We start from the raw sequence: 25,279 nt of genomic DNA, 5'->3' as shown, positions 1-25,279 counted from the left end.
CCCGGTAGGGGGTTGGCGGACCGACACGAAGTGCGGGGAGACTGGGGGCGAGCAACATTTCTTCAGCTCCCTACCGTGAGGCGCCAGTTGCCGATCAGGTTGAACGGCGCCCAGAAGAAGGGATGAGACATCTTGGGGTCCTTCAGCACGGCGAGTTGGCCGGCCTGCATCGCCTTCTGCAGGTCGCGGCCCTTGGAGAGTTCGCCGTAGAGCGTGCTCATGAGCACAGCGGTGGCGTCGTCCGACACCGGCCACAGCGAGGCGATCAGGCTGGAGCTGCCCGCCGAAAGGAACGAGCGCGTGAAGCCCAGCACCTCGTCGCCCTGCGCGATGCGCCCGAGCCCCGATTCGCAGGCCGAGAGCGTGACCAGCGCGGTGCCATCCATCGGCAGCCCGAGGATCTCGTGCGCTTCAAGAAAGTTCTGCTTGCCGCCTTCGTTGGCCAGCAGGATGCGCGAGTACAGCGGATCGACCGCATCGGCCTCGGCATGCGCCGCCACGTGCATCAGCGGCGAGCGCGCGGCCACCTCGCGGAACTGCGTCTTGGTGGCTGCAGCGCCCATGTACACGGTGTTGCGCGGGAAGAGTTGCGCGAGCTGCTTCACCTCGGTCTCGGCGCCGGGCAGGTCGTACTTGTCCTCGATGCGCGGATTGCCGAAGGCCACCAGCGATGCGTTCACGCGCGGCGTGCGCTGTGCCAGTTGCACCGCGATGCTCATCGACGGCGCAACCGACACCGGGTGCGTCTCGATGATGTAGCGGCCATCCAGCCGCAGCGCCTGGAACGGCAGGTAGTGCAGCGGGCCGTGCGGCACGATGATCAGGCGCTGGCCCGACGTGAGGCCGAGCGGCCCGAGCAGCGCGGCACCGAGCTTGTCGGCATTGGTGATGGCGGTGCGGCGTCCGCGCACGATGGAGTTGCGAAAGGTCTCGACCAGCTCGTTGAGCTCGTCGCGCTTCACGGCCACCGTCTTCTCTTGAATGGCAGTCGGACTCACCACCCACACCACCAGCCGGTCGGGCAGCGAGTGGAACTGCACCACGCGCTCGTCGGCAGCCAGCGTGCGCTGCAGTGTGGCGAGGTCGACAGTGTTGGAAGCCTGCTCGCTGATCTTCGCGCGGCCGCGCACCGCATCGAGCAGCGCGCGCGAGCGGCTGTGCTCGCTGACCTCGAAGGCGGCGCGCGCATCGCCCGCATCGCTGTAGACCGACACGCCGCGCTCGAACACCGATTGCAGGTCCGAGAACAGGCCCATCTTGAATTCTTCGCTGCGGAATTTGGCGCGCACCTTGTCCACGCCGCCGAGGGCCTGGCCCACGGCCTCGGCCGCGGCCTGCTTCTGGCCCAGCGCGATCTCGCTGCGCGCCACGCCGTCCCAGGCCCAGAGGCGGTAGTACTCGGTGTCGGCGCCGACCTGGCGCGCGGTGAGCGCGCGGTACATGTCGCGCGCCTCGGCCGGCTTGTTCTCGGCCAGCAGGAGACGGGCGCGGGTGCGGTCGAGTTGCGCGGTGAGCGGCGCGTCCTTGGGCGGCGCCATCGTTCCGAGCACTTCGCGCGCCCTTGCGGCGTCACCCGATTCGATGAGCGCGCTGACCAGCGAGGCCTGCACCAGCGGCGCATAGCGCGGCGAACTGTTGGCCAGCGCCTCGTCGTAGCTGAGCACGGCACCGGAGAAATCGCCGCGGCGCGTGCGCACGTCGCCGATCACCTTCTGCACGGGGCCGACCACCAGCTTGGGGTCGCGCGCCGGATGCTTGAGCGCTTCGCGTGCGAACTCCTCGGCCTTTTCGAGCTGGCCCGAGTAGCTGTAGACGATCGCCAGGTCGCGATTGGCCATCGCCATGAGGTTCGGGTCGCGCGTGGCGTTGGCCAGGTGCAGCGCCTTGCTCGCGGCGCGGATGCTCTGGCGAAATTCGCCCGCCTCCGCCAGCGCGACGGCCTGGCTGCAGTACTGGTAGCCCGAGAGCTTGACCGCGTCCTGCCCGTAGAGAACGGCGCCTTCGCTGGTCAGCGCCAGCAAGGTGTCGGTGTCGGCCAGCCTTGCCTGCTCGGCCTTGCTGGCCGCAGCCTCGGCGTTGGGCGCCTGCGGCTGCGCCGATGCCGAAGGGCCATGGCCCAGCAGAAGAATGCCCGCCAGGCCGAGTGCGCTTGCGAAACCCGCACGGCAACGTGCAGGGCGCTCCCATCCCCATCTTGAAAACCACGCCATTGGACCCCCGCACGCGGCCGGTGCATCTGCTGTTGCTGCAAATGCTCGACGCCGCGGAAGTGCGCGCCGTTCAGGCCTCGTGGGGAAAGTCTAGGAGGGGGTACCCTCCGCGGCTATTCGCAATACGGTCTAGCGCAAAAGGACTAAGTCATGAAGACGAAACCAACGCGGGGCCGGTTTCGCCGTTTGCTCAGTTCACCGTGTGCGCGCCCAGGCCCGCGGAAGTGTCGATGGGGAAGCTGTCCCATTCCACCGACGGATCGAAAGCGAGGCCCGGGTTGCGGTCGCCGGCCTTGATGGTGGGCTTGCGACGCAGGGTCTGGTTGACCGTGCTGACACCGCCGACACCGGTCCATTCGGTGCCCGGATCGGTGCCGACCTGGCCGAAGCGGTCGATGACCACGCCCGACTTTTCCAGCGTCAGCGCATCGTCGCCATTGAAGTTGATGACGGTGCTGTTGATGACCGTGCCCGGTGGCTTGAAGGCGGCCGCGGCGGCGTTGTTCGCGAGCACCAGCACGCCGCCGGCCGGCAGGGAGCCGGTCAGCGGCGCGGAGTTGCTCGGCGCGGCCGCGCCGTTGGAATACAGGTTGAGGGTGTACAGGCTCAGGTCCACGGCCGAGGCGGTCGGGTTGTAGATCTCCAGCGCCTTGTTGGTCGCCGAGCCTTCCACGTATTCGCTGATGAACAGGTCCGGCGCGCCGGGCGGCACGACCACCACCACCGTGCTCGCGGTCACGCTGCCCGATTGCACGGCCGTCTGGCCCGCGGAGTTGGTGAGCGTGACCACGACGCTGAAGGTGCCCGCCGCCGCGTAGGTGTGCGTGACCACGCCGGTGCCCGGTGCCGTCGTGGCGGCGGTGCCGTCGCCCCAGTCGACCGACAGCGAAGCCAGCGTGGCCGTGCCGCCGGGCGTGGCTTCCGAGATGTTCACGCTGTAGGTCTCGCCGACCTTCACGGCCGCCGGGATCGACGCGGTGACGATGGGTTGCGTCACCGCGGCATCGGCCGCGAGCGTGAGGCCGACCAGCACCGGGTCGTGGTCCGACGCGCGGAAGGGCGTGGGCGCGTAGCGGTCGTCGGTGGTGAAGTCGGTGTTGTAGTCCAGTGCCGTGGGCTCGTCGGAATTGATGTGCCAGATGCTCACGCCGCTGACCTGCGTCTTCAGCGAAGCCGAGGCATAGGAGTGGTCCAGCGCGCCGGTCTCGCCGCCGAAGACGTAGGTGTAGCGGTCGTTGGCGGGCATGCGCTTGAGCAGGCTCTCGTTGCCGGCGGCTTCCAGTTCCTTGGTCGGGTCTTCGAGCAGGTAGCTGTTGAAGTCGCCCATCATCAGCACGTCGTTTTCGGGCGTGCCCATGAGCTTGAGCTTGCCGACGAAGCTGCTGAGCGCCTTCGCCTGCTCGATGCGCGCCAGGTTGAAGCAGCCCTGGCCCAGGTCGATGTCGCCCGTGGTGGGGCAACTGCCCTTGCTCTTGAAGTGATTCACCACGAACCAGAAGCCGCCGTTGTTGCCCACCGTGCTGAAGCGCTGCGCGAGCGGCGGTCGGCCGCTCGCGGCGGTGTAGTTCGCGAGGTCCGCGCCCGTCGGCAGCACGACGTTGCCCACGCGCTGCACCTTCGCAGGCTTGTAGAGGATGTCCACCTTGATGGCATCGGTGCCAAACACGCCGCTGTGGACGGCGGCATAGGTGTTCGCGCCGACCTTGGCGTTGAGTGCGGCCAGCAGGTCGTCGGTCGCCACGTCGGTGTTCTGGATTTCCATCAGCCCGACCACGTCGGCATCGAGCCCCGCGATGGCGGCCACGATCTTGGCCTGCTGGCGCTGGAACTCGTTGAGGTTGTTGGCGCCGCGGCAGTTGCCTGGGGCGGCGGGACCGGCACCGAACGAGCAGCCCTGGCCGGTCTGGCCCGAGGCGGTTTCTCCGTTCAGGAACGTGGTGAAGTAGTTCAGCACGTTGAAGCTCGCGACCTTGAGCGTGCCGCTCACCACCGGTGCGGCGGGTTGGCGCACATTGGTCTGCGCGAACACCGGCACCACCGTCGGTTGGATGCGGTAGGCGCCGAAGTTGTGGCTCAGGATGCCGGTGACCTTCTGCGTCGTGTCGCCCATGCGCCGCGTGCCGTCGGTGCCGGGCGCGCTCAGGTAGGGAATGGGGTTCGGGTTCTGGGGCGAGGCGCCGTCGTCCAGCACGATGCGCGAGAGCAGGTTCTGGGAATGCGTGGCGGCTGCGTTGCCGTTGGTGGCGTTGAACTGCCGCCCGTTGAGCGACAACACCATCTGGCCGTAGCGGCCGAGTTCGAAGAGTTCCGTCACGGCCAGCGGCTGCGCGATCTCGACCAGCATGCCCTCGTAGCGCTCCAGCGTGGATTCATTGGCCACCGGCAGCGTGATCTGCGTGGGGGCGATGACGACGCCGCTGCCACAGACGCTGATGGCCAGCGGGTCGCCGCTGGTGCCCGCGATTTGCGTGATGGCGTCGGGCTTGGCGCCGGCACCCGCGGTCTGGCCGAACTCGGTCACCGCGCCGGAGACCTGGACGTAATCGCCCACGGTCACACGGGTGGCGGCGCCCGGCGCGTAGACGAAGATGCCTTCGGAAGTCGCCGGGTCGGCGTCGGGCACGAGCTGCTGCACGAAGAAGCCGTTGAGCTTGACGCTGGTGGTGCCGGTGTTCTGGAAATCGCCGACGACCACGCCGCGCACGGTCACGGCCTGCGCCGCCAGGGGACTCAGGTCGCCCGTGCCCTGGACGGCCGAGATGGCCGTGAGCGGCGCATTGGCCGGGACGGCGGTGGAGCAGGTGGGCGGCGTGACCGGCGGTGTTTCCGGTGGCGTCTCCGGCGGTGTCGTGGGAGGCGTCGTGTCCGGCGGCGCGTTGCCCGAAGGCGGCGGGATCAGCGGGAAGGAGGCGCCGCCATTGCCACCACCGCCGCAGGCGGTCAGCACGAGGGCCAGCGTCAGCGCCAGGAATTTGAGTTGCCGGAGGGGCCTCGATGCCGGATGCGTCATGTGGAACTTTTTGATTGGAATAAGAAACAGCGAGCGGGCGTGCAGCGGCTGTTCTATGTTCCTTGTGTGTCATCCCCGAGTAACCCCGATTGCACTTGGGTGACTGCGCGAGCGCGGCCCTGCCGTGGGCAGCTCGCGCACGGCGCAGCGCAACGCCGTCAACGCGTGACGGCGCGAAGTTCAAACGCAGTCCGAGTGGTGCGCGAGACGCGGCTCACGCACGCCGGGCACGAGAGCGCCCGGCGGATCGGCCTCGACCGCTTGTCAGGCCGGCACCGCGTCGATGTTGGCGCGGTCCCAGTGGCGATGCTTCGCGATCGCCGCGATGAAGTTCTGCGCGATCTGCGTGGCGGCCGTGGTGTCGCCGAGGTTGGTGACCGGCGTGGCGGCCACGACGACGCCCGAGGGCGCGTCGCTGTCCGCGCCGATGCCCAGCGTCGAAAGCAGCTGCACGCCCTCGCCCACCGTGCAGATCGCCTTGCAATGCTTGTAGGCCTCCAGCACGAAGTGCACTGCATCGCCCGTTGCCGCCATCGCGGCCGCGCTGTCGGTGCCTGCCGGCACCAGCACCGCATCGAACATCACCGAGGGGGTGTTCGCGAACGTCATGTCGACATCGATCTGGCGCTTGGACGCACTGGCCACGGTGCCCAGGCGCGGGCCAACGATCTTGCATTGCGCGCCGGCCTGTTCGAGCGCTTCGCGGATCGGCTTGAGCGACGCCGAATCGACGCCGTCCGCCACCAGGATCGCGATCTTGCGGGTGCGGATCGAGCCATCGCCCGTGTCGGCCATGCTGAGCGCGGGCGACTCGTCGATCGGCAGCGCGATGCGGTGGTCGCGAAAGCCCGAGCGGCCCGCCGCCGCCTTGGCATCGGGCTCGCCGATGCCCAGCGGCTCGGCCACGCGGCGCGCGAGCTTTTCGTCCACATGCGCGAGGTTGTCGACCATGCGCTGGCGGATGGCCGGCACCTCGAGCTTGGAAAGCTCGAAGCGGAAGGCCGCAATGATGTGTTCCTTCTCGGCCGCGCTCTGGCTGTTGAAGAACAGGCGCGCCTGCGTGAAGTGGTCGTCGAACGAGGGGCTCCGGCGGCGCACCTTGGGCGCATCGATTTCCTCGGGGAACGACTGGAAGCCGTTGCTGCCGCCATCGACGCGGAACTCGGTGCCGCTGCCCAGCGTGTTGGGCTCATAGGCCACCTGGCCGCGCGCGATGGTCTGGCGGTGCATGCCGTCGCGCTGGAAGTTGTGGAACGGGCACACGCCCTTGTTGATCGGCAGTTCGTGGAAGTTCGCGCCGCCCAGGCGAGAGATCTGCGTGTCGGTGTACGAGAAGAGGCGCCCCTGCAGCAGCGGGTCGTTGCTGAAGTCGATGCCGGGCACCACGTGGCCGGGATGGAAGGCCACCTGCTCGGTCTCGGCGAAGAAGTTGTCGGGGTTGCGGTCGAGCACCAGCCTGCCGATCTTCTGCACGGGCACCATCTCTTCCGGGATCAACTTGGTGGGGTCGAGCAGGTCGAAGCCGAGCGAGTGCTCCTTGTCGGCCGGAATGATCTGCACGCCCAGCTCCCATTCGGGGAAGTCGCCGTTCTCGATGGCCTCCCACAGGTCGCGGCGGTGGAAGTCGGCGTCCTTGCCGGCGATCTTCTGTGCCTCGTCCCACACCAGGCCGTGGATGCCGAGCTTGGGCTTCCAGTGGAACTTCACGAAGTGGCTCTCGCCGCGGCTGTTGACGAAGCGGAAGGTGTGGACGCCAAAGCCCTCCATCATCCGATAGCTGCGCGGAATGGCGCGGTCGCTCATCGCCCACATCAGCATGTGGGTGGTCTCGGGCATGAGCGAGGCGAAATCCCAGAACGTGTCGTGCGCGCTCGCGGCCTGCGGCATCGCGTGGTGCGGCTCGGGCTTGACGGCGTGGACGAGGTCGGGAAACTTCATCGCGTCCTGGATGAAGAACACCGGGATGTTGTTGCCCACCAGGTCGTAGTTGCCTTCGCGCGTGTAGAACTTGACGGCGAAGCCGCGCACATCGCGCACCGTATCGGCGGATCCGCGTTCGCCGGCCACCGTCGAGAAGCGCACGAAAACGGGCGTCTTCACGTCCGGGTCCTGCAGGAAATCGGCCGAGGTGAACTGCGACATCGACTTGTAGACCTGGAAATAGCCATGCGCCGCCGAGCCGCGCGCATGCACCGCGCGCTCGGGAATGCGCTCGTGGTCGAAGTGCGTGATCTTCTCGCGCAGGATGAAGTCTTCGAGCAGCGTGGGTCCCCGCACGCCCGCCTTCAGCGAGTTGTGGTTGTCCGGGATCTGCAGCCCCTGGTTGGTGGTCAGGTGCGTGGGATGCTCGGTGGTGAAGCCATCAAGCTGCAGCTGCTTGGCGTTTCGGCCGTCACCGGACCTGGTGGTCTTGGTGGCATTGGCGCGGCGACCTGCAGCGGCTTTGTTCTGTGGCGTCATCGGGGACCTGGAATCTTTCATGGAGAGATGGGTGAAGGCGCTCAGCCCATTTCGTTGGGGTTGTCGAGGAACATGTCGAGCACGTTGACCACGGCGACGAGGCAGATGCAGCCCGCGACGGCGGCGACGGCCCAGATGAGGATCTCGTCGCCCCACGCACCGGTGAGCGAATCGAACAGGGTTGCAAACTCCATGATTTCCCTCCAAGGAAACTCTCTGAACAGACCCCGAAGGTTATGTTTTGCACCGTCTGTTACCCGTAGTGGCGCCCCGCCCTCGCATGTGGGAGGGCGTGCGCCCCGGCGGTAGGAGCGCGACTACAGCGGCCGCCTACGAGGGTTTGCGGAATGTGGCGCGCGGCTTCGGACACCTCTGTCGCATAGCATGGGTCGAAGACGGCACTGATCGTGCTTGTCGTGTTCTCGGCGTCTCACGCGCACCGGTCGCCTCACCGGTTGGTTCATCCAGGGAAGAAATCCAATGCAGATCAGGATCGGCTACGACATCCAGCTGGGCGTCACCGCCCCCACCGCGCTGATCTACATGCTGCAGGTGCACCCCTCGCGCGCCGCCGACATCCAGGGCAGCGAGAACATCACCATCAGCCCGCCGCTCACCACCGACCATTACACCGACAGCTTCGGCAACCAGTGCGCGCGCGTGCACGTGCCACTGGGCGTCAGCAGCGTGCGGCTGCGCAACCACGCGACCGTGTTCGACACCGGCGCGCCCGACCCCATCGACCTGGGCGCCATCGAGCACGCAGCGGCCGACCTGCCGGTGGACACGCTGCCTTTCGTGCTGCCCAGCCGCTACTGCGAGGTCGACAGCGAATTGCTGCAGTTCGCCTGGGCCCGTTTCGCGAACGTGGCGCCGGGCTGGGGCCGCGTGCAGGCGATCTGCGACTTCGTGCATGGCCACCTGCGCTTCGACTACCAGAACGCCCGCGCCACGCGCACCGCGCTCGAGGGCTTTCGCGAAGGCACGGGCGTCTGCCGCGATTTCGCGCACCTGGCGATCACGCTGTGCCGCTGCATGAACATCCCGGCGCGCTACGTCACTGGCTACCTGGGCGACATCGGCATTCCACCGGTACGCTATCCGATGGACTTCAGCGCATGGTTCGAGGTGTACCTGGGCGACCGCTGGCACACCTTCGATGCGCGCCACAACACGCCGCGCATCGGCCGCATCGTGATGGCGCGCGGACGCGATGCGGCGGACGTGCCGATCACGATGGTGTTCGGCGCGAACACGCTGGAACGCTTCGATGTGACGACGGAGGAAGTGCTGCAGTAGCGTCGGGGCGCTACGCCGGCTTGTAGCCGAGCATCTTCATGGCCGCCGCCAGCCCCTTGCGGCTACGCTCCATTGCGGCCCACGGCTTGTTGCCGGTGGCGAAGCGATCGGCCACGTTGGCGATGGTCCATTGCGCCGCGCCAGTGAGCGTGGGCAGTTCGTCCCATGCGACCGGCACCGACACGCCGAGCCCCGGACGCGACCGCGCCGACCACGCGCTGACCGTCGTCGCGCCGAATCCATTGCGCAGGTAATCGACGAACACCTTGCCCACGCGGTTGCGCGGTCCGCTCTTGGCGACGAAGCGGTCCGGAATGGTCTGTGCCAGGTGCACCACCACGGCCTGCGAGAACCCCTTGACCTCGTCCCAGCCGTACTGCCGGCGGATCGGCACCACCACATGCAGGCCCTTGCCGCCGCTGGTCTTGAGGAACGACGGCAGGCCCAGCTCGTCGAGCAGCGTGCGCACCAGCATCGTCGCCTCCTGGATCTGCGGCCAGCCGACGCCTTCGCCGGGGTCGAGGTCGAAGGTCATGCGGTCGGGCCGGTCGATGGCGCGCGAGGTGGCGTTCCAGGTGTGCAGCTCGATGACGTTCATCTGCGCGGCGCCGATGAGCCCGGTCTTGCTGTCGATCTGCAGCAGCGGCTCGTGGCCCGGGTCGAGCGCGGGGTCCAGCAGATTCACGCCGGGTATCTCGCGGTTCTGGATGTGCTTCTGGAAGAACAGCTCGCCCCCCACGCCGTCGGGCGCGCGCACCAACGACACCGGACGCCCGCGCAGGTGCGGCAGCATGAGCGCGCCTACGGCGTCGTAGTAGGCGGCGAGCTCGCCCTTGGTGATGCCGCTCTTCGCGTCGATCACGCGGTCGGCATGGGAGATCTTCAGCGCCATGGGTTTCTTCGCTCCTTGCTTCTTCGCGGGTGGTGTGTCCGGTTGCGTTGCCCGTTCGCGCACGATGCCGCGCGCGGGCTTGTCGGCGCGCAGCCCCTGGAACACCGCCTGACGCACACGGTCTTCGCGCGTCCATTCGCCGAAAGAGACCTCGGCCACGAGCGTGGGCTTGACCCAATGCGCCTTCGCGTTCACGCCGTCCGGCGCGGGGTCGAAGGGGCAGTGGTCGGTGGTCAGCTTGTCCAGCCGGCTCTTGATGTCGGCAAGGCGATCCGCGTTGAAGCCGGTGCCCACGTTGCCGCAATAGCGCAGCCGCCCCTTGTCGTCGTGCACGCCCAGCAGCAGCGCGCCGAACCCCGAGCGCGTGCCCTTGGGCGCCGTGTAGCCGCCGATCACGAACTCCTGGCGCTGCTGGTTCTTGAGCTTGATCCAGTCGGCCGAGCGACGCGAGACGTAGGGCGAGCCCTTGAGCTTGCCCACGATGCCCTCGAAGCCGATGCGCGCGGAGGACGCAAGCAGGTCGCGCGGCGATGCATCGAAAGCGTCGCTCAGGCGCAGCGGTGCCGGTGGCCGCTTGCCGAGCAGGCGGGCCAGGTGCGCACGCCGTTCCTCGACCGGCTCGTCGCGCAGGTCTTGCCCGTCGAGAAAGGGCGCGTCGAACAGCCAGTACACGATGGACGAGGTGGCGCCACGGTCGAAGGCGTTCTGCAGCGCCTGGAAGTCGGGTGCGCCGTTGTCGCCTTCGACGGTGATCTCGCCGTCGAGCCACGCCGAATCGGTCGGCAGCTTCGCCAGGGCCTTGGCGAGCGCGGGCAGCTTGTCCGTCCAGTCGTGGCCGTTGCGGGTGAAGCAGCGCACCTTGCCCTTGTCGATGCGGGCGAGCAGGCGGTAGCCGTCGAACTTGAGCTCGTAGAGCCAGTCGCCGGGGGATGACGGAGGAGAGGCTGCGAGGGTGGCGAGCTGGGGCTGGAAGGTGGCAGGCAGTGCGACTTTCCTGGTGGATTTCTTCGCGGGTTTCTTTGCCGTCGCTTTCTTCGCCGGCGCCTTGGCTGCCACCTTCTTCGGCGGACTGTCCACCTCGTCCACGCCGCGGCCGGTCAGCACGCTTGCGGGCTGGTCTTCGAGCACGTCGTAGTCGGCAAGATCGCGCGCCTGGTCATCGCGCTCCTTGATGAGCAGCCACGGCTCGTGCTTCTCGTCGCCCTTGCCATGCATGCGCACCAGCGTCCAGTGGCCCTTGAGCTTCTCGCCACGCAATTCGAACTTGAGCTTGCCGGCCGCAAGTGCCTTGCGCGCGTCGCCATCGGGTAGCCAGTCGCCGCGGTCCCACACGATGACGGTGCCGGCGCCGTACTGCTTGGGCGGAATGGTGCCTTCGAAGTCCGCATACGAGATCGGATGGTCCTCGACATGCACCGCCATGCGCTTGACCGTCGGATCGAGGCACGGCCCCTTCGGTACGGCCCAGCTCTTGAGCGTGCCGTCGAGTTCGAGCCGGAAGTCGTAGTGCAGATGGCTCGCGTGGTGCTTCTGGATGACGAAGGACAACACGCCCTTGCCCGCGCGGCCGCCCGCCTTGGGCTCGGGCGTGCGCGAGAAATCGCGCTTGCCGTGATAACGCGAGAGCGCCTTGTGCGCGGTCGATGCGGTGCGGGTCCCCATGGCGAAGGCGCCTCAGGCTGCGCGGCGATGCCGGGTGGTCGTCTTCGATGCCGTTTTCGAGGCAGCCTTTGCGGCAGGCTTTCGCTTCTTTGCCGCAGGTTTGGCGCGTGGCGCGGGCTCGTCTTCTTCGTCCTCTTCGTCGTCGTTGGCCGCAGCCTTCGTCTTCCCGCCCTTGTTGCGCAGGCTGCGCTGCAGCAGCTCGGTGAGGTCGATGATCTTGGCGCCCTTGCCCTCGGTGGACTGGCCCTCTTCAGGCTCGGGCTGCATCACCGTCTCGGTCTGGCCGGCCTTCACCTTGCGGTCGACCAGGCGCAGGATTTCGTCCTTGAACTCGTCCTTGAATTCCATCGGATCCCAGTCGCCGCTCATGTCCTCGACGAGCTGCTTGGCCATCTTGAGTTCGCGCTCGGTGAGGCCGGCTTTCTTCGCGTCTTCGGACGGCAGCGGCAGGTCTTTCCAGGGACGGATGTCAGCGCCCCAGCGCAGCAGGTTCAGCACGAGGCCGGGGCCAACGGGCACGAGCACCGCGAGATGCTGCTTGGTCTGGATCACGACACGGGCCACGCCCACGCGCTCGCTGCGCTGCAAGGTTTCGCGCAGCAGTGCGTAGACCTTGGCGCCCTTGTTGATCGGCGCCACGTAATAGGGCCGTTCCAGGTACACGAACGGAATGCCGTTGGCCGGCACGAAGGTCTCGATCTCGATGGTCTGCGTGGTCTTGGGGTAGGCGGCCGCGATTTCCTTGTCGCTGAGCACCACGTACTCGCCGTCTTCGTATTCCACGCCCTTGACGATGTTCTCGCGCGCGATTTCCCTGCCGGTCTTCTTGTTGATGCGCTTGTAGCCGACCGGGTCCATGCTGCGCTTGTCGAGCCAGTCGAAGTCGATGCCGTGGTCGGTGGTGGCCGAGTAGAGCGCCACCGGGATGTGGACCAGGCCGAAGCTGATGGCGCCCTTCCACAGGACGCGCGGCGCGGGGGACTTTTTCGAGACGGGCATGGGCACACTCCTTCAGATTCGGAATGTGTGCCGCGCCCCTGGCCGCGCGGTGTAGGAACGCGGCGTCAGGCCGTGACGGCCACCGGCCCGAGCACGCGTTCGCTCGGATGCGCGAAGTAGAACCACTCGGCGCCCGGCAGCGCCAATGCGTTGGGGAACACGATGAAACCGTCGTCCGGCGCGCTCACCAGCGTGCCGTCGTGGCGCATGCCGATGGGTTCGCCGCGCTGCACCTCGTCGAAGGTGGCCCAGTCGCGCACGAAGCTGTCTTCTTCATGCAGGCGGTCGGTCACGCTGGCCAGGCGCAGCAGTTGGGGCTGCGCCGATGCGGCCGGCAGACCGGCCGGCAGCGGCGCCATGCCCAGCAGCGCGAGCGTGCGGCGAATGGCGCGCCACGCCACCTCGGGCGCCTGCGGATCCTGGTGCTGGCCGCATTCGAGCGTGACGCCGTAGCCGCCGCAGCTGCGGATGTATTCGTTGGTGCCGCGGCCGAAGTCGAGCGCGGCCTCGTCGGCCGGCGCACCACCCGCGCGCTGCGCAAGGCCGGCGGCGTAGATGTCGAGCCAACCTTCCACCACGATGGGCGTGCCGATGTGCAGCGCGAGCTGGCCCTCTTCGTGCGAACGGGCAAAGGGCTCCAGCGTGCCGGTGTTGTCGCGCGGGCCGATCATTGCGAAGGCCTCGCCCTCGCTCTGGAAGGAGTGCAGGTCGAGCAACACCTCGTGGCGCGCGATGACCGGCGCGAGGCGGTTGGTGATGCGGGCTTCGTAGTCAGCGGGTGCCTCGGTCGGACGGAACAGGCGGTTGAGATTGCGCTCGCCTTCGCGCTGCAGGCGCCGGCGCGCGAGCGGGTTGGCCACGGGCACCAGCGTCAACTCGCCGCGCTGCAGCTGCAGCGTGCCGACATCGAACTCGGCCAGGATGCGCTCGATGCCCGCGGTGCCGCAGGTCTCGTCGCCGTGCACGCCGCCGATCACGAGCAGTCGGGGACCGGGGTGGAGCGAGGCGAAGGTGTGGATGCGCAGGCTGTCGGTCGCCACGCCGGCAAAAGGATCGGAAGACATGCGGACCATTATTGCGGAGGCCCTTCGTCGGAGGCAAAGCCGCTATGGGTTTCATAGCGCCCGAGCGGACACCTACAGGGCCTGCCTTGCATGTCCTACCGCCCGTGCGGCCCCACCGGCGCAGGCTTGCCTGCAAAGCCACGAAGGAGCCATCGCATGACCCAAGCCAAGACCACCAAGACCCCGCCCACCGATCCCAAGGACGCGACGAAGGACGCGGGCGGCGGCAAGACCAAGGTCGAACAGGGCGGCGAATCGGCGCCGCGCCTGCCGCACGAGCACGACCAGTCCTCGGACAGCCAGCAGACCCCGGACGGCCAGCCCACCAAGGTGGGCCGCCAGGCGCATGAAGACGTGGAGCGCGGCGTGGTGGACACCGACCGCGGGCCGGAGGCCGACCGCGTCTACAACGACAAGGTCAGGCGCTGACGGTGGCGAGCTGCTTGCGCATCTCGCCGATCACCGCGCCGTAGTCCTTGGCATTGAAGATCGCGCTGCCGGCCACGAAGGTGTCGGCGCCGGCCGAGGCCACGCGCGCGATGTTGTCGGCCTTGATGCCGCCGTCCACCTCCAGGCGGATGTCGCGCCCGCTCTGCTCGATGCGCTTGCGCGCGAGTTCGATCTTGCGCAGGGCCGAGTCGATGAAGCTCTGGCCGCCAAAGCCGGGGTTCACGCTCATGATGAGGATCAGGTCGATGTCGTCGATGGCCCAGTCGAGCGCCTCGAGACCCAGCCCCGGGTTGAACACCAGCCCGGCCTTGCAGCCCGCGGCCTTGATGGCCTGGATGCTGCGGTGCACATGGGGCGATGCGTCGGGGTGGAAGCTGATGTAGTCGGCGCCCGCTTGCGCGAAAGAGGCCGCCAGGGCGTCGACCGGCTGGATCATCAGGTGCACGTCGATCGGCACCGGCGTGCCGTCGGCCGTCTTGGCGTAGGGCTTGAGCGCCTGGCAGATCATCGGGCCGAAGGTCAGGTTCGGCACGTAATGGTTGTCCATCACGTCGAAATGGATCCAGTCGGCACCGGCGGCGATCACGTCGGTCAGTTCCTGGCCGAGGTGCGCGAAGTCGGCGGAAAGGATGGAGGGGGCGATGCGGAACGGGGTGCTCATACCCCGGATTCTCGCAGCGAGCGGAAGTCCGAGGAAAGGCCTCCGTTACCATCCGCCCCATGTCACACAGCCCCTTCAGCGTCCAGGTCGAACCGCGTTACCTGGCCGACCAGTCCTCCCCGAAGGACGATGTCTACACCTTCTCCTACACGATCACCATCACCAACGTGGGCACGGTCGGCGCGCAACTGATCGCGCGTCACTGGCTCATCAACGACGCCTCGGGCCATCCGCAGGAAGTGAAGGGCCTTGGCGTGATCGGCCAGCAGCCGCTGCTGGCGCCCGGCGAATCGTTCCGCTACACGAGCGGATGCCGGCTGCAGGCCGCCAGCGGCACGATGCACGGCAGCTTCTTCGTGGTGACAGAGGAAGGCGAGCGATTCGACGTTCCGGTTCCAATGTTCGTGCTCGAAGCCGATATCGGCGGTGCCCCTGTCTCTCGCGTGCTGCACTAGGCACGCCCTCTTTTCCCCGCTCCCCCCATGGCTGCCGCATCGCGCGACTTGCAGGGGCTGCTCGCCGGCCTCGACCCCACGGCCGATGTGGCGCAGCGCCACATCTGGCTCATCAATTGCTTCGACTGGCTGCGCGGCGACCGCGCCTCGCCGCAGGCGGCCATGGGCCGCGTGTCGCTGCTGCTCGACGCCATCGAGGCGCGCCCCGAGCTGCGCGAGCGGCTGCGCGCCTGGTGGCGCGTGTTCACCCAGTCGGTCGACCTGACCACGCTGCTGGCCGACTACGGCTTCGCGCCGCGCACCGCGTTCGTGAGCGAACTGAGCGAAAGGCTGCGCCGCAAGATCCTGCCGGGCACGCCCGAGACCACCGATGCGTCGGACCTGTTCCGCATGGTGCTGCCCGGCGTGTTCGATGCGGGCTGGATCGCGCTGCTCGACGAAACCCAGCTCGCCCGCATCGGCGCGCTGCTGGCCGACGCGACGGTGGATGCCGGCGGCGCGCCGCGCTGGCGCCATACCGTGATGGATGCGGTCACCTATTGCAGCAGCCAGGTGGTGGCGGCCGGTTTCTCGCCGGAGCTGCGCCTGCGCATGAACCCGGAACACCACGAGGCGCGCTCCTTCCACGCGCTGATGGCCGACCTCGACGAACTGCGCGAGCAGATGTTCGAGCAACCCGCGGGCGCAGAAAGCGAAGAAGCATTGCAGGCCGCCTTCGTGGCCTTCCGCGACCGGCTCGATGCCTGCCGCGCCAGTGCCGCATCGGTCTACACGCACCTAGAGGACAACGGCATCTCGGTCGGCCTGGTGTTCCGCCTGCGCCAGCTGCGCGAGCGCGTGCTGCGCATCCGCGAGCTGCTCGACTGCCTGATGTCGCCCGTGCCCGCGCCCAGCGTGGCGCGGCTCATCGGCAAGCTGGTGCTCGCGGGCGGCGAGCGCAACAGCATCCGCGCGCTGGTCGCCTCGAACTCGTCGATGCTCGCTGCCAAGGTGACCGAGCGCAGCGCCGAGACCGGCGAGCACTACATCACCCGCGACCGCGCGAGCTACCTGCAGATGGTGAAGAAGGCCGCGGGCGGCGGCGCGCTCACGGCGGTGACGGTGCTGCTCAAGTTCGGCATCTACGCACTGGCGCTGTCGGCCTTCTGGGCGGGCCTCGCCTCGGGCCTCATGTATGCGGCGAGCTTCGTCGCGATCCAGCTGCTGCACCTGACGCTCGCCACCAAGCAGCCCGCGATGACGGCGCCGGCGCTCGCGGCGCGGCTGCGCGACATCAAGGCGGACGGCGCGGTGGACGATTTCGTCGACGAGGTGGCCAACCTCGTGCGCTCGCAGGTGGCCGCGGTGCTGGGCAACGTGCTGGTGGTGGTGCCGGCGATGGTCGCTCTCGCGCTCCTGCTGCAGTACGCGCTCGGTCGGCCTCTGCTCGACGCGGCGCATGCCGCCGCCACGCTGAATTCGCTCTCGCTCGCCGGGCCGACCGCACTTTTCGCGGCAATCACCGGCATCCTGCTGTTTTCGGCCAGCATCGTCGCCGGATGGACAGAAAACGCCTTTGTCCTGCATCGCCTGGACTCCGCCATGCGTTACAACCCACGCATCGGCGCCTTTCTGGGTGCCGCCCGGGCTCGCCGCTGGGCCACCTTCATGCGCACACACATCTCAGGCTTCGCCTCCAACATCTCGCTGGGACTCATGCTCGGACTGCTTCCCGCGTTCGCGGGTTTCTTCGGGCTCGGGCTGGATGTGCGCCACGTGACACTCTCGGCCGGGCAGATCGCCGCGGCTGCGGCGTCCACGGGCCTGTCGGTGCTGCAGCAGCCTGCCCTCTGGTGGGCGGTGGCGGCGATCCCGGTGATCGGCGCGCTCAATGTGAGCGTGAGTTTCTATTTCGCATTCCGCCTCGCGCTGCGCGCGCACAGCGTGAGCCTGGGTGACCGCGCACGCATCCGCAGCGCCATCTGGGCGCGCTGGCGCAGCCGGCCTGTGAGCTTCTTTCTACCTGCATGAATTTGACGAGCTTCATCAACGATCTGCTGGGCTTTTGGTCCGAATGGGTACGCCCCTCGGCCGGCCTGCCCACCATCCTGTGGTCGCTGCTGCTGGCGGCCGCCGCGGCCTCCGGCCACCTGGTGCAACGCTACCTGGGCCTGCCCAAGGTCGTCGGCTACTCGCTGGTCGGCACCGTCGTCGGCTTTGCCGGCTTCGAAGGCGCGATCTGGCCGTTGCGCGGCATCAGCCTGTTCCTGCTTGAACTGGGCGTGGCCGTGGTGCTGTTCGAGGCCGGCGGCCGGCTGCCGCTGCGCTGGTTCCGCCACAACCCGATGGTGCTGGTGCAGAGCCTGCTTGAAGCCACGCTGACCTACTTCGGCGTGTACTGGGTGCTGACGCTGCTGGGCCTGCCCGAGCCCGTGGCCAACCCGATCGCGCTGATGGCCATCGTCGCCTCGCCGGCCGTGCTCAGCCGCGTGATCATCGACACGCGCGCCGCCGGCCCTGTCACCGAACGCGCGATGACGCTGGCCACGCTCAACACCTTCTACGCGCTCGCGCTCGGCTATGCACAGGCCGGCCTGATCGAACGCGCGCCGCAGACGATGCTGCAGAAGCTCTATCCGGTGGCGGTGGTGCTCGGCCTCTCGTTCGTGGTCGGCGCGATCATGGCGCTGGCCCTGCGCACCGCGCTGCGCGTGATGAGCCCGACGAGCGAGAACACCTCGATCCTGCTGCTCGCACTCATCGCGGCCGGCGCGGCGCTCACCGCGCACGTCGGCGGCTCGGCGCCTCTTGCGGCGCTGATCGGCGGCGTATTGCTCAAGACGCTCAACCCCAAGCCCTGGGCGTGGCAACGGCAGCTCGGCACCGCGGCATCGCTGCTCACCATGCTGATGTTCGTGCTGGTCTCCATCGTGGCGGCGCAGGCCGACTGGACGCTGCCGGTGGCGAGCGTGGTGCTGGCCGTGATCGGGGTGCGCATGGTCGCCAAGATTTCCGGCGTGGCCATTGCCAACCCTGGCAGCGGCGCGAGCTGGAAGCAGGCCTTCTGGGTCGGCTGCGCGATGTCGCCGCTGTCGTCGATCGCCCTTCTGATCGCATCGAATTTCGCCACCGCGTCGCCGCTGCTCGGCACCATGATCACGCAGGTCGCCCTGCCGTCGATCCTGCTGATGGAACTGGTGGGCGCCGTGCTTGCCACCGTGGCCATCCATGCGGTCGGCGAGAGTTCGGTGCCCTGGGCGCCCCGGGCATTCAGCACTACCGAGGATACGCAGCGATGAGCACCGCCCTGCCCACCACCATCGACCCCGACAGCGACGACGTGCGCTCGGCTCCGCTGCCCAGCGACCCCGAAAGCCGCGCAGTCAAGCTCGAGCCCTTCAACAAGTCCGAAGCGCTGTCGCTCGGCGTGGAACTCGAGTTGCAGCTCGTCAACACGCACGACTACGACCTCGCGCCCTACGCCGAGGACATGCTGCGCCTGATGGCGCAGACTCCGTTGCCCGGCAGCGTGGTGCCCGAGATGACCTCGAGCATGATCGAGATCTCCACAGACATCTGCCACTCGGCGGCGGACGTGATCAAGCAGCTCTCGCCCATTCGCGAGGCGCTGATCAAGAACGCCGACAAGCTCAACATCGCGGTGGTCGGCGGCGGCACGCATGCGTTCCAGCAATGGCACGAGCGGCGCATCTACGACAAGCCGCGCTTTCGGGAGCTCTCGGAGCTGTACGGCTACCTGAGCAAGCAGTTCACCATCTTCGGCCAGCATGTGCACATCGGCTGCCCCGATGCGGACTCGGCCTTGCTGATGCTGCACCGCATGTCGCGCTACATCCCGCACTTCATCGCGCTGTCGGCCTCCTCGCCGTTCGTGCAGGGGCAGGACACGCAGTTCGACTCGGCGCGCCTGAACTCGGTGTTCGCGTTCCCGCTCTCGGGCCGCGCGCCGTTCACGACGAGCTGGAAGGAGTTCGAGGCCTACTTCGAGCGCATGACCCGCACCGGCGTCGTGCGCAGCATGAAGGACTTTTATTGGGACATCCGCCCCAAGCCCGAGTTCGGCACCATCGAGATCCGCGTGTTCGACACGCCCCTCACGGTGGAACGCGCCGCCGCGCTCGCGGGCTACGTGCAGTCGCTCGCCGCCTGGTTCCTGCAGGAACAGCCCTTCGAGCCCTGCGAAGACGACTACCTCGTCTACACCTACAACCGCTTCCAGGCCTGCCGCTTCGGGCTGGACGCGGTGTATGTCGACCCCGCCAGCGGCCAGCACATGCCGCTGCGCGACCACATCCTCATGACGATGACGCAGCTCGAGTGGCACAGCGAGGCGCTCAACGCCACGCAGGCGCTGGGCGAACTGCGCACCAGCGTGGAAGCCAACCGCAACGATGCGCGATGGTTGCGGGAGAAGCAGGGGAAGGAGCGGCTGCTGGCAGAGGTGGTGAGGCAGGCAGCGCTCAGGTTCCGCGGCGCGGCCTGACGGTTTTTGTTCCTTCCCCCTCTGGGGGAAGGCTGGATGGGGGCGGGCAGAGCGCTCGATGGGCACGCCGCTTGCCCCCACCCTGCCCTCCTCCGAGAAAAACCCGTCCCACGCAGCGCTTATGCTCGCACCCCATGGGTGAATTCGACCTGATCACACGCTATTTCAAACGCCCCGCCAAGCGCTCCCCGCTGGGCGTCGGCGACGACTGCGCCTTGCTCGCGCCCGCACCGGGCATGCAGCTCGCCGTGTCCTCCGACATGTTGGTCGAGGGCCGGCACTTTCTCTCGACCGTCGAGCCGGCGCGCCTCGGCCACAAGGCGCTGGCGGTGAACCTCAGCGACCTCGCGGCCTGCGGCGCGAAGCCGCTGGCCTTCACGCTCGCGCTCGCATTGCCCGGCGTGGACGAGCACTGGCTCGAAGGTTTCTCACGCGGCCTCTTCGCGCTCGCGGACGAACACGGCTGCGAACTCGTGGGCGGCGACACCACGCGCGGCCCGCTCAACATCTGCATCACCGTATTCGGCGAAGTGCCCGCCGGCGCGGCCCTGCTGCGCTCGAGTGCGCGGGCCGGCGACGACATCTGGGTCAGCGGCACGCTCGGCGATGCGCGACTGGCACTCGAAGTGTTCCGCGGCACGATCGCGCTGCCTGCCGATGCGTTCGCCCAGGCCCGTATGCGCATGGAGCAACCCACGCCGCGCGTGGCGCTGGGGCAGGCGCTGCGCGGCATCGCATCGTCGGCGGTGGATGTGAGCGACGGGCTGGTCGGCGACCTGGGCCATATCCTCGGATCGAGCAACGTGGGCGCCACGCTCGATGCCGATGCGGCCGTGAGCACGGTGGCTGCGGCGGGCACGCCCGGCCTCGGCGCCGAAATGCTGCGCACCTGCGCGCTGTCAGGCGGCGACGACTACGAACTGGTGTTCACCGCACCGCCCTCGGCACGCGCAGCGGTCGAGCAAGCCGGCAAGGACAGCGCGACGCGCGTGACGCGCATCGGCCGCATCGATGCCGAAGCAGGCCTGCGCATCGTGGATGCAAGCGGCGCGCCGGTGTCGCAGCGCTTCGGCTCGTTCGACCACTTCGTCTGATCAGCTTCCGCGCACCACCGCCTGCATCTTGCGCTGCGCGGCATTGATGGCAGCCGACTGGCCATTGAGGCTCTGCAGCATCTTGTTGAGCTCCGCCTGCAAGGCCGGATCGGTCACCGTCACCGACGCGCCGGAGATCTGGATCTTCGACTTGTTCTTCTGCAGGAAATCGCCCACAGCCAGCGCGCCGTCGAAGGTGGCGTCGAGCGCGGGGAACACCTCCTTGAAGGTAGCGGCCGGCGTCGAAACGGTCTTCTCGTAGGCCTTGTCGTAGACCTGCTTCAGGTCATCGGGCTGCTTGAGCTGCGCGCGTGCGGCATCGGCCTTGGCCAGTTGCTGGTCGAGCGCGGTGCGCAGGCCCGCGAGGCCTTCCTTCGCGGCCTTGAGGTCGTCGCGGCGCGTGGCCAGGTCGCCGATGGAGCGCAGCGCGCCCTTGGCCACGACCTCGCCCATCGGCTGGCTCACCGATTTGTTCATGCCCTCGGTGAAGTCGGTGATCACCGCGTAATGCTTGGCGTAGTCGCCGAACGACGCCTTCTGTTCCTCGCTCGGAGACGGCACGCGCAGGCCCGGCTTGTCGAGCACGCGGGTCTGGAGGAACTCGATGAAGGCGGTGCGCTGCTCGGCCTCCTTGTTGCCGCAGGCCGCAAGCATGAAGCTGAAGGCGAGGCACAAGCCCAGCGTGGCGAAGCGAACGAAGGTCTTCATGGTGTCGTAGTGTTTTCTCTGGATGGATGGCCCGTCAAGCATACGTCCGGCCTATGACGTTCAGGCGCTTCAGATGTTGCGCTTGATGGCATCGATGAAGGCGCGCGCCGCGACCGACAGCGAATGCCCGCGCTTGATGACCAGCGAGATGTCGCGCGAGACACGCGGCGCACTGAGCACCTTGACCACCAGGGACGGATCGTTCGCATCGCGCGCGAAAGCCGAGGGCATGATCGACGCACCCATGCCGCTGGCCGTCATCCAGAGTGCTGTAGAGAGAAAGGACACCTCGTTCACGACGTCCAGCGCCACGCCGGCGTCCGCCGCGGTGCCGTCGATCAGCGGGCGCACGCCGTAACCGGGCCGCACGGTGATGACGGGATGGCCGCCCAGGTCGATCCACCGCACCACGCGCGCCTTGGCCAGCGGGTGGTCGTTCCTGCACACGAGTGCGAGGTGGTCGCGCATGAGCCGCTGCACCTCGACCTCGGCGCCGGGCCGCTCGGGCGTGCCGATGCCGAAGTCCACGTGCTCGCCGAGGATGCGCGAGATGAACTGGTCGGGTGCGCAGTCGTTGACCATCACGCGAACTTTCGGATGCTCTTCGCTGAAGCTGCGGATCGCCGCGGGCAAGAGGAAGGTCGCGAGCGTGGGCGTGATGGCCAGGGAGACACGCCCCCGCTCGAGCGTGGCCAGTTCGCGAAAACCGGTCGAGAGCGAATCGACGTCGCGCAGGATGCGCTCCGCGGTGGGCAGCATTTCGTTGGCCGCCGCGGTCGGCTTGAGCGAACGCGTGGTGCGGTCGAACAGGCGCGTGCCCAGCCCCTCCTCGAGCTGACGGATCAGCATGCTCACCGCCGACTGGGTAACGAACAGCCTTTGGGCGGCCGCGCTGAGCTTGCGCAACTGGTGCACCGCGAGGAATGCGCGCAGCTGGCGAATCGTCGGGCTGAACGTAGGACTGAAGTTTTCATTCATAAGGTGAATTGATATTTGATACGAAATTTCTCGATTTACGAATGAATTTCCGCAGCGTTCAATCGCTCCAAACAAAGTAAAAAGACAATCAAGGAGCCCTCCATGACAGCATCGATCGCCCGCAAGGCGCCACCGCTTCGCAGGCAATTGCTGCTGGCCACGGCCTTCACCCTCCTGAGCGGGCCCGCCCTGGCACAGGCCCCGGCTTCCGACTTTCCTTCCCATCCGATCCGCATGGTGGTGACATTTCCGCCCGGCGGGAGCGCCGACGCGGTGGTGCGCATGCTGGTGCCCCGGCTCAACGAGAAGCTGGGCCAGCAGGTGGTGGTGGACAACCGGCCCGGCGCAGGCGGCAACGTGGGCCTCACGCTGGTGGCGAAGGCGCCGGCCGACGGCTACACGCTCGGCCTCGGCGCGGCCGGCGCGCTCACCGCGAATGTGAACCTTTATCCGCAGATGCCCTTCGACCCGGTGAAGGACTTCAAGCCGGTCGGCATGGTCGCCGCCACGCCGTTCGTGATCGTCGGGCACCCCTCGGTGGGTGCGCGCACGCTGCGCGAACTGATCGCGCTGGCCAAGGCGAAGCCGGGCACGATCTCGATGGGCCACGGCGGCAACGGCACCGCGATGCACCTGTCGACCGCGCTCTTCGCGCAGATGGCCGACGTGAAGCTGATCGAGGTGCCCTACCGCGGTTCGGGCCCGGCCGCGCTCGATGCGATGGCGGGCCAGGTGCAGCTCGCACTGGTCGACCTGCCCGCCTCGCTGCAGCAGATCCGGGCCGGCAAGCTGATCGCCTTCGGGGTGACGAGCGCGCAGCGCGTGCCGATGCTGCCCGACGTGCCCACCGTGGCCGAGGCGGGCCTGCCGGGCTACGACTCGACCGGCTGGTTCGGCGTGGTGGCGCCGGCCGGCACGCCCGCGCCCATCGTGGCGCGCCTCAATGCAGAGATCAACGCCGCGCTCGGCGACGAGCAGATCAAGGCCTCGATGCGCAACCTCGGCGCGGAGCCCGCACCAACGTCGACCGAGGCCTTCGAGGCCTACATCCGCAGCGAAACGAAGAAGTGGGCCAAGGTGATCCAGGTCGCCAACATCAAGCTCGACTGACGGGCCAGAGACACAGGGATGCACTGACAAATGAACGACACCACACTGAGAGCCGACGTTCTCATCATCGGCGCGGGCCCCGTGGGCCTCACGCTGGCCATGGACCTGGCGTCGCGCGGCGTCTCGGTGATCATCTGCGAGACCCGCCGCTTCGCCGAGCCGCCGAACGTGAAGTGCAACCACGTGGCCTCGCGCACCATGGAGCAGTTCCGCCGCCTGGGCGTGGCGCAGAAGCTGCGCGATGCGGGCCTGCCCCCCGACTACCCGAACGACGTGGTGTTCCGCACCACCGTGACGGGCACCGAACTCACGCGCATTCCGATCCCGTGCCGGCGCGACCGCTACACCGAGACCGAGGGCCCTGACGCCTGGTGGCCCACGCCCGAGCCGCCGCACCGCATCAACCAGATCTACCTCGAACCCATCCTCTTGAAGCACACGGCGGCGCTGCCGGGCGTGCAGTTGCTCAATCGCACGCAGTTCGCGGGCTTCACGCAGGACCGGGAAGGCGTGACCGCCATCGCCACCGAGATGGACGGCGGTGTCACGCGCAGCATCCGCTGCCGCTACATGGTCGGCTGCGACGGCGGCAGCTCGGCGGTGAGGAAGCAGATCGGTGCCAGGCTCGAAGGCACGGCCGTCATTCAGCGCGTGCAGTCGACCTTCATCCGCGCGCCGCAGTTGCGCGCCATGATCCCCGGCAAGCTGGCGTGGGCTACCTACGCGATGAACCCGCGCCGCTGCGGCACGATGTTCGCCATCGACGGGCACGAGACCTGGCTGGTGCACAACCACCTGAACGCCGAGGAGCCCGAGTTCGATTCGGTCGACCGCGACCAGGCGCTGCGCGACATCCTGGGCGTGGGCCCCGACTTCCAGTACGAAGTCATCAGCAAGGAAGACTGGATCGGTCGCCGCCTCGTGGCCAACCGCTTCCGCGAAGGCCGCGTGTTCCTCGCGGGCGATGCGGCACACCTGTGGGTGCCGTACGCGGGCTACGGCATGAACGCGGGCATCGCCGATGCGCTGAACCTCTCGTGGCTGCTCGGCGCCTGCGTGCAGGGCTGGGGCGACGAGGCGATGCTGGACGCCTACGAGGCCGAGCGCCAGCCGATCACCGAGCAGGTGTCGAACTTCGCGATGGACCATGCGCAGAAGATGATCCGCGCGCGCCGCGCCGTGCCGCAGAACATCGAGGCGCCCGGCCCCGAGGGCGACGCGCTGCGCGCGGACATCGGCAGCGAGGCCTATGCGCTCAACGTGCAGCAGTTCTGCTGCGCGGGGCTGAACTTCGGCTACTTCTACACAGGCTCGCCGATCATCATCGCGGACGGCGAACACACCGCCCCGCCGTACTCGATGGGTGACTTCACGCCTTCGACCGTGCCGGGCTGCCGCGCGCCGCACTTCTGGCTGGCCGACGGTCGCTCGCTGTACGACGCGTTCGGTCCCGGCTACACGCTGCTGCGCTTCGACCGCAGCGTGGACGTGCGGCCGCTGGAGCGCGCCGCCCAGACCTACAACATGCCGCTCACGGTGCTCGACATCGAGACGGCCGAAGTGCCCAAGGCCTACGCCCACCGCCTGGTGCTGTGCCGTGCGGACCAGCACGTCGCCTGGCGCGGCGCGCACCTGCCGTTCGACGTGTACGACTTCGTGGCGATCCTGCGCGGCGATGCCAAGCGGGTGCGCGAGCGCAAGCGGGCGCTGGCGTGGGAAGGTGTCGTCGCCGCCTGAGCTCCGT

Annotated in this window: 19 protein-coding genes; 9 read left to right on the top strand and 10 right to left on the bottom strand. The window is 67.9% G+C overall.

Going from position 1 to position 25,279, the window contains the following annotated elements:
- Positions 1-62: 62 nt before the first annotated feature.
- The 4 genes from ACSFA7_RS17620 to ACSFA7_RS17605 form a co-directional block, all read right to left on the bottom strand.
- Positions 63-2,210, bottom strand: coding sequence for a CHAT domain-containing protein (locus tag ACSFA7_RS17620; protein WP_435500571.1), 2,148 nt, complete (start codon positions 2,208-2,210; stop codon positions 63-65).
- Between the two features lie 190 nt (positions 2,211-2,400).
- Positions 2,401-5,220, bottom strand: coding sequence for an ExeM/NucH family extracellular endonuclease (locus ACSFA7_RS17615; protein ID WP_435500570.1), 2,820 nt, complete (start codon positions 5,218-5,220; stop codon positions 2,401-2,403).
- Between the two features lie 264 nt (positions 5,221-5,484).
- A complete protein-coding gene (katE, locus tag ACSFA7_RS17610; RefSeq protein ID WP_435500569.1) occupies positions 5,485-7,680 on the bottom strand; it encodes a catalase HPII in 2,196 nt (731 codons plus the stop codon).
- Between the two features lie 41 nt (positions 7,681-7,721).
- Entirely contained in the window at positions 7,722-7,874 is a 153-nt protein-coding gene (locus ACSFA7_RS17605; RefSeq protein WP_435500568.1) for a hypothetical protein, read from the bottom strand.
- A gap of 286 nt (positions 7,875-8,160) precedes the next feature.
- On the opposite strand from ACSFA7_RS17605, the gene ACSFA7_RS17600 reads away from it, so the two are divergent.
- Positions 8,161-8,979 (top strand): transglutaminase-like domain-containing protein, encoded by an 819-nt coding sequence (locus ACSFA7_RS17600; protein ID WP_435500567.1) that lies wholly within the window; start codon positions 8,161-8,163, stop codon positions 8,977-8,979.
- A 10-nt stretch (positions 8,980-8,989) separates the two neighbouring features.
- Here ACSFA7_RS17600 and ligD read toward each other — a convergent pair whose 3' ends face one another.
- From ligD to ACSFA7_RS17585, 3 genes are all read right to left on the bottom strand, one after another.
- Positions 8,990-11,533: a DNA ligase D gene (gene ligD / locus ACSFA7_RS17595; protein WP_435500566.1), complete on the bottom strand. Its 2,544-nt coding sequence runs from the start codon at positions 11,531-11,533 to the stop codon at positions 8,990-8,992.
- Between the two features lie 12 nt (positions 11,534-11,545).
- Positions 11,546-12,532 (bottom strand): non-homologous end joining protein Ku, encoded by a 987-nt coding sequence (ku, locus tag ACSFA7_RS17590; protein ID WP_435500565.1) that lies wholly within the window; start codon positions 12,530-12,532, stop codon positions 11,546-11,548.
- Positions 12,533-12,597: 65 nt separating this feature from the next.
- A complete protein-coding gene (locus tag ACSFA7_RS17585) occupies positions 12,598-13,596 on the bottom strand; it encodes a succinylglutamate desuccinylase/aspartoacylase family protein (protein ID WP_435500564.1) in 999 nt (332 codons plus the stop codon).
- A gap of 156 nt (positions 13,597-13,752) precedes the next feature.
- On the opposite strand from ACSFA7_RS17585, the gene ACSFA7_RS17580 reads away from it, so the two are divergent.
- Positions 13,753-14,025 (top strand): hypothetical protein, encoded by a 273-nt coding sequence (locus ACSFA7_RS17580; RefSeq protein WP_435500563.1) that lies wholly within the window; start codon positions 13,753-13,755, stop codon positions 14,023-14,025.
- On the opposite strand, the gene rpe is transcribed toward ACSFA7_RS17580, so the two are convergent.
- Positions 14,015-14,707, bottom strand: a complete 693-nt coding sequence (gene rpe / locus ACSFA7_RS17575) for a ribulose-phosphate 3-epimerase (RefSeq protein ID WP_206176942.1) — start codon at positions 14,705-14,707, stop codon at positions 14,015-14,017. The two genes, ACSFA7_RS17580 and rpe, sit on opposite strands and share 11 nt — an antisense overlap.
- 59 nt (positions 14,708-14,766) lie before the next feature.
- On the opposite strand from rpe, the gene apaG reads away from it, so the two are divergent.
- The 5 genes from apaG to thiL all read left to right on the top strand — a co-directional run bounded on the left by apaG (position 14,767) and on the right by thiL (position 20,739).
- Positions 14,767-15,162 carry a Co2+/Mg2+ efflux protein ApaG gene (gene apaG, locus ACSFA7_RS17570; protein WP_013538994.1) on the top strand — a complete coding sequence of 132 codons (396 nt, stop codon included), beginning with the start codon at positions 14,767-14,769 and terminating at the stop codon, positions 15,160-15,162.
- A gap of 27 nt (positions 15,163-15,189) precedes the next feature.
- A complete protein-coding gene (locus ACSFA7_RS17565; RefSeq protein WP_435500562.1) occupies positions 15,190-17,172 on the top strand; it encodes a site-specific recombinase in 1,983 nt (660 codons plus the stop codon).
- The gene (locus ACSFA7_RS17560; protein ID WP_435500561.1) at positions 17,169-18,440 is read left to right on the top strand and encodes a cation:proton antiporter; all 1,272 of its coding nucleotides are present in this window, start codon (positions 17,169-17,171) and stop codon (positions 18,438-18,440) included. Before ACSFA7_RS17565 ends, ACSFA7_RS17560 begins: the two co-directional genes overlap by 4 nt.
- Positions 18,437-19,645, top strand: a complete 1,209-nt coding sequence (locus ACSFA7_RS17555) for a YbdK family carboxylate-amine ligase (RefSeq protein ID WP_435500560.1) — start codon at positions 18,437-18,439, stop codon at positions 19,643-19,645. Before ACSFA7_RS17560 ends, ACSFA7_RS17555 begins: the two co-directional genes overlap by 4 nt.
- A gap of 134 nt (positions 19,646-19,779) precedes the next feature.
- Positions 19,780-20,739, top strand: a complete 960-nt coding sequence (gene thiL / locus ACSFA7_RS17550; protein WP_435500559.1) for a thiamine-phosphate kinase — start codon at positions 19,780-19,782, stop codon at positions 20,737-20,739.
- Here the strand turns inward: thiL and ACSFA7_RS17545 are convergent, their stop codons facing one another.
- Positions 20,740-21,447 (bottom strand): DUF3053 domain-containing protein, encoded by a 708-nt coding sequence (locus ACSFA7_RS17545; RefSeq protein WP_435500558.1) that lies wholly within the window; start codon positions 21,445-21,447, stop codon positions 20,740-20,742.
- A gap of 69 nt (positions 21,448-21,516) precedes the next feature.
- Positions 21,517-22,425: a LysR family transcriptional regulator gene (locus tag ACSFA7_RS17540; protein ID WP_435500557.1), complete on the bottom strand. Its 909-nt coding sequence runs from the start codon at positions 22,423-22,425 to the stop codon at positions 21,517-21,519.
- Between the two features lie 102 nt (positions 22,426-22,527).
- On the opposite strand from ACSFA7_RS17540, the gene ACSFA7_RS17535 reads away from it, so the two are divergent.
- Together ACSFA7_RS17535 and ACSFA7_RS17530 are read left to right on the top strand one after the other, a co-directional pair.
- Entirely contained in the window at positions 22,528-23,535 is a 1,008-nt protein-coding gene (locus tag ACSFA7_RS17535) for a Bug family tripartite tricarboxylate transporter substrate binding protein (RefSeq protein ID WP_435500556.1), read from the top strand.
- Between the two features lie 30 nt (positions 23,536-23,565).
- The gene (locus tag ACSFA7_RS17530) at positions 23,566-25,272 is read left to right on the top strand and encodes an FAD-dependent oxidoreductase (RefSeq protein ID WP_435500555.1); all 1,707 of its coding nucleotides are present in this window, start codon (positions 23,566-23,568) and stop codon (positions 25,270-25,272) included.
- The last annotated feature ends 7 nt before the right edge of the window (positions 25,273-25,279 follow it).

Origin of the sequence: Variovorax trehalosi (assembly GCF_051216415.1) — a bacterium.
Taxonomy (GTDB): domain Bacteria; phylum Pseudomonadota; class Gammaproteobacteria; order Burkholderiales; family Burkholderiaceae_C; genus Variovorax.
This window is presented reverse-complemented; position numbering and strand designations above follow the sequence as displayed.